Annotated in this window: 8 protein-coding genes; all 8 read right to left on the bottom strand. The window is 71.1% G+C overall.

The genetic code is table 11. From position 1 onward, the window contains the following. Window positions 1-45 precede the first annotated feature (45 nt). The 8 genes from AC07ZS_RS17895 to AC07ZS_RS17860 all read right to left on the bottom strand — a co-directional run bounded on the left by AC07ZS_RS17895 (window position 46) and on the right by AC07ZS_RS17860 (window position 9062). The gene (locus tag AC07ZS_RS17895) at window positions 46-903 is read right to left on the bottom strand and encodes a creatininase family protein (RefSeq protein WP_494799875.1); all 858 of its coding nucleotides are present in this window, start codon (window positions 901-903) and stop codon (window positions 46-48) included. Between the two features lie 22 nt (window positions 904-925). Continuing rightward, a complete protein-coding gene (locus AC07ZS_RS17890) occupies window positions 926-2185 on the bottom strand; it encodes an amidohydrolase family protein (RefSeq protein ID WP_494799874.1) in 1260 nt (419 codons plus the stop codon). Window positions 2186-2196: 11 nt separating this feature from the next. Next, the gene (locus tag AC07ZS_RS17885) at window positions 2197-3213 is read right to left on the bottom strand and encodes a PDR/VanB family oxidoreductase (protein ID WP_494799873.1); all 1017 of its coding nucleotides are present in this window, start codon (window positions 3211-3213) and stop codon (window positions 2197-2199) included. A gap of 119 nt (window positions 3214-3332) precedes the next feature. Beyond that, window positions 3333-3998, bottom strand: a complete 666-nt coding sequence (locus AC07ZS_RS17880) for a TetR family transcriptional regulator C-terminal domain-containing protein (protein ID WP_494799872.1) — start codon at window positions 3996-3998, stop codon at window positions 3333-3335. 107 nt (window positions 3999-4105) lie between these two features. After that, entirely contained in the window at window positions 4106-4507 is a 402-nt protein-coding gene (locus tag AC07ZS_RS17875; protein ID WP_494799871.1) for a RidA family protein, read from the bottom strand. Between the two features lie 7 nt (window positions 4508-4514). After that, entirely contained in the window at window positions 4515-5495 is a 981-nt protein-coding gene (locus tag AC07ZS_RS17870; protein WP_494799870.1) for a tripartite tricarboxylate transporter substrate binding protein, read from the bottom strand. 13 nt (window positions 5496-5508) lie between these two features. Next, entirely contained in the window at window positions 5509-7110 is a 1602-nt protein-coding gene (locus AC07ZS_RS17865) for a hydantoinase B/oxoprolinase family protein (protein WP_494799869.1), read from the bottom strand. Further along, window positions 7107-9062, bottom strand: coding sequence for a hydantoinase/oxoprolinase family protein (locus AC07ZS_RS17860; RefSeq protein WP_494799868.1), 1956 nt, complete (start codon window positions 9060-9062; stop codon window positions 7107-7109). Before AC07ZS_RS17860 ends, AC07ZS_RS17865 begins: the two co-directional genes overlap by 4 nt. Between the last annotated feature and the right edge of the window lie 2 nt (window positions 9063-9064).

Raw genomic sequence — 9064 nt, 5'->3', positions numbered from 1 at the left:
GGATGGGACGGGGGAGCGCGGGAGGGAAACGGATGCGGTGGCCGGTCAGCCCAGCGTCTGCTGGATGTGACCGGTGAACTGGCCACGCTCCCAGGTCGGTTCATCGCGAACGACCCAGCGCATGGTGAAGAGTTCGGTGATGGCCTGGACCCAGCTGTTGGCCAGGCTGTCGAGGATGGCTTCGCCCTGCTCGCGCGTGGCGGTGGTGGGGTCGCCGATGACGCCGCTGGGGCCGAAGTCGCGCGCCACCCAGGCGCAGGCGGGGCGGCCGTCGGCCGAGAGCGTCTTGGACGGGAACGGCGGCGGGAAGTAGGCGGCGGCGCGCTCCATGTGCACCGTGTCGGGCGCCAGCGCGAGCATCAGCGCGGTTTCCGAATGGCCGGCGTGCATCGAGAGCTTGCGTTCCTCGTCGCTGATGAACTTGCCCGAGACGTTGGGCACGCGCGAGACGCCGTAGGGCACGACGACGAAATCGCCATGGCGCAGGCGCAGTTCGCGCGCGGCCATCTCCAGCACCTGGGGCTGGCCGCCGTGGCCGTTGGCGAACACCAGCTTGCGAAAGCCCGAGCGGTAGACCGACTCGCCCAGCTCGATCATGGTCGAGAGCAGGGTGGTGCCGGTCAGCGTCATGGTGCCCGCGAAATGCAGGTGCTCCTCGGACTTGCCATAGGTGATGGGGGGCAGGCCGAAGGCGCGGATCTCGGCGGGCAGGCGCTCGAAGGCCTTGCCGATGACGCCGGCGGCGATCACGGTGTCGACCGAGCAAGGCAGGTGCGGTCCGTGTTGCTCGGTGGCCCCTACCGGCAGCACGATGACCGTGTTCTCGCGGTCGGGCAGCGCGGTGATTTCCGTCCAGGCCAGGTAGGGCAGGAAGCGGTGCGGGGGGAAGTAGCCGTGCATCATGGGACAGATCCTAATGAGGGAGTCAGGGAATCAGGGGGCGGCCGTTGCGAAGCACCACGCGGGGCGCGGTGCGCGAGGGCCAGGCATGGGCGTCCGACGCGGTGAAGACCACGAGGTCGGCGTTCGCGCCTTCCAGCGTGGGTCGGGTCAAGGGCTGGCGCTGCAGCCAGTCGGCGCGGCACAGCGCGTCGGACCAGTTGTCGAAAGGGGTGTCGAGCTGGCCGGCGAGGGCGCCCGCCTGCATGGCTTCGAGCGGGTCCAGGCTGCCGGCGCGGCAGAACGGGTCTTGCACGTTGTCGCTGGCGAACAGCAGCGGGATGCCGCGCTCGCGCGCTTCCTTCACCAGCATGAGGCCGCGCTGGCGCGGCGTGCGGCCGGTGGCGGCGTCCTGCAGCAGCAGGTTGGTGATGGGCAGCGAGACGAGCGTGATCGGCGCGCGCGCCACGGCATCCAGCGTGGCCAGCGCCCGGGCCTCGGGCTGGGCGGCGAGCGCGCAGTTGTGGCCGCAGACCACGCGCCCGGTGAAGCCGATCTCGCGCAGCAGGTCGGCGAGAAAGGCCAGGCCCTGCGCGTCGGGGTTGAGTTCCTCGTCCACGTGCAGGTCGAGGTCCAGGTCGATCGCCTGCGCGGCCTGCACGAGGTGGCGCAGGGCGGCGGGGTCCCAGTTGCTGGAGTGCACGAAACCGCCGAGCAGGGCGTGCGGGCCGGTGGCCGCCACGCGGCGCGCCAGGGCCTGGGCCTCGTCGCGCTGCTGGAACAGGCCGAGCTTGATCAGGGCGACCTGTTCGAGGCGGATGCGGCCGTGCCATTCGGCGGCCAGCTCCGAAATCACCTCCCACGCCAGCGGCGGGTTGAGCGGGTCCCACCAATCGATGTGGGTGCGCAGGTGCGTGGTGCCGGCTTCCCAGGCCCATTGCAGGCCGCGTTGCGCGCGCTCGCGCAGGTCGGCGTGGGTCCAGTGGGCGCGGTCGCCGATCACCGCGTCGATCGCGCCGAGCAGGCCCGGTTTCACGGTGCCCATGCGCGGCAGGATGAAGGCCTTGTCCAGGTGGGTGTGCGCGTCGACCATGCCGGGCAGCACCGGTGCGCCCTGCACATCCCAGCCTTGGCCGGTGACCTTGACGGTGCCGGTGATGGGCGAGGTGCGGGTCACACGGCCCTGCGCCAGTTCCATCAGCGCCAGGGCCGGTGCGGCGCCGTCGGTGGGCCAGTCGGTCGGCAACAGCCAGCGCGGCAGCCGCGCGTTGGCGATGAAGTCGGGGCTGGCGGGGGGCTGCTGCATGTCGTGGGCGCTCAGAGGTCGAGGGTCAGCGTGGGCGAGTGGCTGCGGGCGCAGCAGATGGCCACGTGCGTGGCGCGCTCGGCTTCGGTCATGCACACGTCCTGGTGGTCCGGCGTGCCGTCGAGGTACGGCGTGAGGCAGGAGCCGCAGATGCCTTGCTCGCACACCGTGTCGACCACCACGCCCGCGCCTTGCAGCACGTGGGCGATGCTCTTGCCCGGCGCCACGTGCAGGCGTTGCTGGCGGCGCGCGAGCAGCACCTCGAAGCCTTCCTTGGCCGCCGCTGGCGCGGTGCTGGTCGGGGCGCTGAAGTACTCGAAGTGCACGCGCTCAGCCGGCCAGCCCTGGCAGGCCTCGCGCACGTGGGTCATGAAGCCCTCGGGGCCACAGAAGTAGACGTGCGAATCGGCCGGCGCCTGGGCGATCACGGACGAGGGTCGGGTGGGCGAAGGCACGCTGTCGAAGTGCACCTGCACGTTGCGCCGCCAGGGCGCATGGTCGAGCGTGTGGCACAAAGCCAGGTGCTTGGAACTGCGCGCGAACACCGCCAGCGTGAACGAGGCGCCCAGCGCATGCAGCGCGTGCGCCATGGAGACCAGCGGCGTCACGCCGATGCCACCCGCCAGCAGCAGGTGGTGGGCGGCGTTCGGCGCCAGGCGGAACTGGTTGCGTGGCAGCCCGATGCGCAGGATCTCGCCTTCGCGCACCCACATGTGCACGGCGCGCGAGCCGCCGCGACCCGTGTCTTCGCGCTTGACCGCGATCTCGTACGACTCGGTGGTGCGCGTGGGGTTGCCGCAGAGCGAATAGCTGCGCACCAGGCCGCCGGGCAAGTACACGTCCACATGCGCGCCGGCCTCGCAGGCCGGAAGGGGCAGGCCGTCGATGCGCTCCAGCACGTAGCTGTTCACCTCGTCGGTGTGGCGCACGACGCGGGCGACGCGGATGGTCAGGTCACCGCGGGGCGTGGGGCCGTTCGTGAGGCTGGCATGGAGCGTGGGGGCCGCGGGCGTATTGATCGAGCTCAATTTCTGACCATTTAATTTGACTGTTTGGTCAGTATAAGAAAAAGACACCCCGATGAAACCGTAAAAACCCTTGAATTTCTCTCGGGGAAGCGCGCCGTGTCGCCGGCGCCACAGGGCGCTCAGTCGCGCAGCAGACCGCAGCCGCGCAGGATGAACGGGATGAGGTCGTTCGCGACGGCTTCGCGGTCCAGCGGGCCGCAGATGTGGCGCACCTGCAGCGCGAAGTCGGCATGGTGCTGCGTCATGGCCCAGATGTGCATGAGCAGCAGGTGCGCGTTCATCGGGCGCATCAGGCCGCGCGCGATCCAGCCGTTGATGATGCCCACTTCCTTCTGCACCCAGGTCCGGGCGTTGGGCCAGTAGCGCCCGAGGTTGTGGCCACCGTCCAGGATCTCGCGCGTGAAGATGCGGGAGACCCGGGGCTGGTCGAAGGCGTGGTCGAGCTTCTGGCGGATGTAGTCGCCCAGAATGTCGGCCGGCTCGGTCAGGCCGGGGGGCGAGAACTCGATCTTCCAGGCCATCATCACCGAGTCGAGCAGCTCGTTGTAGAGCTCTTCCTTGCCGGTGATGTAGTAGTGCAGCTGGGGCTTGGTCAGGCCCGCGCGCTCGGCGATGGCCTGTGTCGAGGTGCCCTTGAGCCCGTGCAGGCTGAACTCTTCGGTGGCCGCTTCGCGGATGGCGGCGAGGATGCGCTGTCGGCTTTCCCGCACCGCGCGTGCGGGGCGCGCAAGCGTCGGGGTGGCGTCGCCGGGTGGGCGACGCGCCGGGGAATCTGCAGCTGTCATGGTCCGGAGTCGCGCGGGCCGCAGGCGGCCGCAACGCGCTGAAAAGTGGGATTTCATGATAGCAGGCGCGCCATTCTGGTGCGCACAGGATGCCCCCCGGCACGGGGTCAGCCGGGGCGGCGCAGGGCCACCGCTTCGATCTCCACCAGCACCGGCGCGATCAGGCCCGAGATGACGGTCGAGCGCGCCGGCGCCGTGGCGGCCGGGAAGCGCTCGGCGTAGGCCGCGTTGAAGCCGGGGTAGTCCTTGGCGTTGACCAGCCACACCGTGGTCTTGACCACGTCGGCCAGCGTGCAGCCGGCGCGCTGCAGGATGGCTTCGATCAGGTCCAGGGTGTAGTGGGTCTGGCTGGCGATGTCCTCGCCGGCCGGCTGGCCGTTGCGCATGGGCACCTGGCCCGCGACGAAGACCAGCCGGTCCTCGACCACCACCGCGGGCGAGATGGGCTGGACTTGGCCGGCCCGCTCCACGGGCGGTCCGATGTGTTCAATGCCGGGGTTGGGGCTCATGGGGCGGTCAGTCGGGTTTGGCACCGGAGGCCTTGACGATGGAGGCCCACTTCTTCGTTTCCGATTCGATGAAGGCCTTGTACTCGGTGGCGCTGCTGCCGCCGAGCTTGAAGCCGCGCGAGACGAAGTACTCCTGGATGTCGGGGCTGGCGAGCGCGGCGTTCACGTCCTTGTTGATCTTCTCCACGATGGCCGCCGGCGTGCCGGGCGGCGCGAACAGGCCTTGCCACGACAGCGCCTCGAATCCCGGGTAGCCGCTCTCGGCGACGGTGGGCACGCTGGGGAACAGCGGGTGGCGTTCCTTGGATGTGACGGCGAGGGGCACCAGTTTGCCGGCCTGGATCTGCGGCATGACCACCAGCACGTCGCCGAACATCAGGTCGATCTGGCCGCCCATGAGGTCGGTGAGCGCGCCGGCGCTGCCGCGGTAGGGGATGTGCAGGAACGAGGCCTTGGTGGCGAGCTTGAACATCTCGCCGGTCAAGTGCATCGAGGTGCCGCTGCCGGGCGAGCCGTAGGTGATCGAGGCGGGCTTGGCGCGCGCGGCGGCGATCAGCTCCTGCAGGTTCTTCGCCGGCAGGTTGGGGTTCTTCACGATCAGCAACGGCGCGCTCACCACGGCCGTGACCGGCGTGAAGCCCTTGACCATGTCGTAGGGCAGGTTGGGGTAGAGCGCACCGGCGATGCCGTTGCTGCCGGTCACGCCCAGCAAGAGCGTGTGGCCGTCCGGCTCGGACTTGGAGACGTGGTCCGCACCCACGGTGCCACCCGCGCCCGCGCGGTTGTCCACCACCACGGTCTGTTTCCAGGTGACGGTGAGTTTCTCGCCGAGCTTGCGCGCGAGCAGGTCGGTGCTGCCGCCGGGCGGGAAGGGCACGACGATGCGCACCAGCTTGCTGGGGTAGGCCTGCGCCGAAGCGAGCGAGGGCGCGAGCGCGGCCACGGCGAGCGTGGTCGCGAGGGCGAAGGTGGTGGCGATGCGGTTCATGGCGAAATCACTTTCATGTGGGTTGGTTCTCTGGTGTCACCAGCGTGTGGTCTGGTGCACCCCAAGCGCCTCCTCCGGCCGTTTCTATGACGAGCCTGTCCCCCGCCGACCACTCGACGCGCGCCCGGGCGGGCAACACGTCGATGCGTCCATCGGCTCTTTCGATGCGGGCGGCCGACGGAGACCCGTCACCGCCGCCCTGGCTGCCGCGTGCGCGGCTGACATGGCGTTCGCCCCGGTAGGAGACGCTGCCCTGTCCTTCTAGCAATAGGTATACCCGCCGCACGCCATGGCCGCCCGCGAAGCGGCCCACGCCGCCCGAGCCTTCGCGGATCGCGTAGGTGCTCACGCGCAGCGGCGCTTCGGATTCGATCACCTCCACCGGCGTGTTGCGCGCATTGCCCACGTCGGTGGAAATGCCGCTGGTGCCGTCGGCCTGCGCGCTCGCGCCCGCGCCGCTGGCGATGATTTCGGTGAGCAGCCAGCGCTGGCCGTCGGCACCGGTGCCGCCGAGCGAGAGCACCGTGGCCACGCCCGCGTTGGAGGCCAGCGGGTCGCGCGAGGCGCCGAGCGACCACGCGCTGAGCATGGCGTTGCAGGCGAGCTTGAGCGTGGCGGTGCGCGCGTTCACCGCGGCGGGCAGGCGCGGGTTGACCACGCTGCCTTCGGGCAGCACCCAGGTGGCGGGCGCGAGGCAGCCCGCGTTGTTCGGCGCCTGCGGCGCGAGCGAGCGCATGAAGAACAGGATGGCGGACATCATGCTCGAGGGCGAGGCGTTCACCGGCCCACGCGTCTGCGCCGACGAACCCGTGAAGTCGATCGTGAGCGCATCGCCCTGCTTGCGCAGGCTCACCGCGATGCGCACCGGGGCGTCGTCGATGCCGTCGCCGTCGAGCTGGTCTTCCCATTGCCAGGCACCGTCGGGCACCTTGCGCAGGGCGTCGCGCGTCATGCGCTCGGACTGCGCGAGCAGGGCGTTGCACACGGCGTTGAACGCGGCACCGGTGCGCAGCTGCAGCGCAGCGGTCTCGCGCGCACCCAGGCTCACGGCCGACCACTGCGCGTTCAGGTCACCGACCAGGTTGCCCGGCGTGCGGCTGTTGGCGGTGAGCAGGGTCTCGACGTTGCTGTCCACCACGCCGGCCGCGCGCCAGCGCACCGGCGGGATGCGCAGGCCTTCCTGGTGGATGTCGGTGGCGTTCGGCGGGATCGAGCCGGCCGCCATGCCGCCCACGTCCTGATGGTGCAGGATGGCGGCGGCCAGCGCGATGGTGACGCCGTCGCGGACGATGGGCCGCACCACGATCAGGTCGGGCAGGTGCGTACCGCCCGACCAGGGATCGTTCATGAGGTAGGCGTCGCCCTCGGCCATCTGCGGCGCGGGAAAACGCTTCAGGACGCCGGCGACGGCGGGAATCAGCGAACCCAGCAGCAGCGGCAGCGAGCGCGCCTGCGCGAGCAGGCGGCCGTCGGGCAGGAAGACGGCGGCGGCGCAGTCACCGCCCTCGCGCGCGATCGACGAGTAGGCCGCGCGCATCATGCGGCTCTGCATGCGGTCGACGATGCCCTGCAGCGCCAGCCGCACGGGCTCCATGAGGATCAGGTGTTCGTTCATGCGCGCGCCTCCTCGGTCTGCGTCAGCAGCAGGGAACCGTCGGCCTCCTGCACCCATTGCCAGCCCGCCGGCACCCACACCGTGGTGGTGGCCGCGAACAGGGCTTGCGGGCCGTGACCCGTGAGCGCGCAACCGGCCCAGAGCGCGGGGTCGGGCCGCAGGTGGTGGGCGTTGACGCCGGGTTGGGGCACGGCCTGCTCGAAGACGCCGCGCAGCAGGCCCACCAGTGCATCGCTGCGCGCGGGCATCTGGCCACGCAGGGCTTCGTAGCGCGCGGCGAAGCGCGCCTGCAGCGCGGGCAGGTCGTCCTCGGGCAACCAGCCCACTTCCACCGGGCTGCCTTGGCCGCGGTGCAGGATCTCCAGGCTCCAGCGGATGGCCGCGCAGTCGGTGGCGGGCTGCCATGCGTCGCGCAGGCCGGTGAGCGCGGCCAGGCCGTCGGCATTCAGCGGCAGTGAGCAGGCCTTTTCCACCGTCTGCGTGGGCGGCGAGGCCAGCAGGCCCAGCGCGGCGACCACGCCGGCGTGCGCGATCACGCGCACCCGCGACACGCCCGCGAGTTCGGCCACCTCGGCCACGTGCTGGGCGCCGCCGCCGCCCGCCGCGACGAGCAGGCAGTCGGCGGGGTGGATGTCGCGCTGGAAGGCGCGCATCTTCACGCTCTCGGCCATGGCCGTGGCGGCGGTGACCACGATGGCTTTCGCCGCGTCGATGGTGGCGATGCCCAGGGGCTGTGCGACGTCGCGCGCCACGGCCGCTTCGGCCAGCGCCGCGTCCAGCACCACGCCGCCGGAGAGCCGGCGCGGCAGGCGCTCGAGCAGCAGCAGGGCGTCGGTCAGGGTGGCGTTCGTGCCGCCCAGGCCGTAGGCCGCCGGGCCGGGCCAGGCACCTTGCGAGCGCGGACCCAGGCGCAGGCCGCCGCCGGCGTTCACGCTGGCCAGGCTGCCGCCGCCGATGGAGAGCGACTCCACATCGGCGCAGCGCAGCCGCAGCGTGAGGTCGCCGCAGAGCAGGGTGTCGGTGAACAGGGGGCGACCGGCTTCGAGGATGCCGATGTCGGTGCTGGTGCCGCCGACATCGATGGACATGACCACCTGCGCCGCATCGCTGTCCGGCAGGCTCGCGGCCACGCCCTGCAGCGCGGCACAGGGGCCGGACATGGCCAGGCCGATGGGGCGCGCCACGGCATCCTGCCAGGGCGCGATGCCGCCTTCGGAGCGCATCAGCGCGGGCGCAGGCAGGCCACGCTCGGCCAGCGCGCCACCCAGCGACTGCAGGTACTGCTGCACCATGGGTTTGCTGTAGGCGTCGAACGCGGTGGCGAGGAAGCGCTCGAATTCGCGCGGCTTGGGATCGACCTCGCAGGAGAGCGAGACCATCAGCTCGGGCCGGGCTTCGAGCAGCCAGGTGCGCACCTGCTGTTCGTGCGCCGGGCGCAGGTGCGAGAACAGCAGGCAGACCGCGACCGAGCGCAGGCCCGAGGCGGCGATGCGGTGGGCCAGGGCGGCGACCTGCTCGTGCGCCAGCGGTTCGATCTCGCTGCCGTGCGCGTCCACCCGCCCCGCGATCTCGAAGCGGTGCGCGGCGGGAAACAGGCGGCGCTCGGGCGTGGGCGGCAGCACGGCGGCGGTGTACAGGTCGCGCCGGTCCTGGCGGGCCAGCGCGAGGATGTCGCGCATGCCGGTGTTGGTGATCACGGCCACGGGGCCGTCGGTCTGCTCCAGCAGCAGGTTGGTGACGACGGTGGAGCCGTGCACGATGCGCGCGACCTGGGCCGCCGCGATGCCGTTTTCATCGAGCATGCGCCGCACGGCCTGCAGGATGGGCTGCACCAGCTGCCCGGCCTCTCGCGGGTGCTTGAGGCTGCGCAGCGTGCCGTCCGAGGCGCAGGCCACCACGTCGATGAAGGTGCCGCCCATGTCGATGCCGATGGCCCAGCTCGGTGTGCTCATGC

This window comes from Hydrogenophaga sp. GW456-12-10-14-TSB4, assembly GCF_059424305.1.
This window is presented reverse-complemented; position numbering and strand designations above follow the sequence as displayed.

Coding starts and splice junctions, on each gene's coding strand:
- AC07ZS_RS17865 (WP_494799869.1), bottom strand. CDS start 7,110: ATGAACGAACACCTGATCCTCATGGAGCCCGTGCGGCTGGCGCTGCAG.
- AC07ZS_RS17870 (WP_494799870.1), bottom strand. CDS start 5,495: ATGAACCGCATCGCCACCACCTTCGCCCTCGCGACCACGCTCGCCGTG.
- AC07ZS_RS17860 (WP_494799868.1), bottom strand. CDS start 9,062: ATGAGCACACCGAGCTGGGCCATCGGCATCGACATGGGCGGCACCTTC.
- AC07ZS_RS17880 (WP_494799872.1), bottom strand. CDS start 3,998: ATGACAGCTGCAGATTCCCCGGCGCGTCGCCCACCCGGCGACGCCACC.
- AC07ZS_RS17895 (WP_494799875.1), bottom strand. CDS start 903: ATGATGCACGGCTACTTCCCCCCGCACCGCTTCCTGCCCTACCTGGCC.
- AC07ZS_RS17875 (WP_494799871.1), bottom strand. CDS start 4,507: ATGAGCCCCAACCCCGGCATTGAACACATCGGACCGCCCGTGGAGCGG.
- AC07ZS_RS17890 (WP_494799874.1), bottom strand. CDS start 2,185: ATGCAGCAGCCCCCCGCCAGCCCCGACTTCATCGCCAACGCGCGGCTG.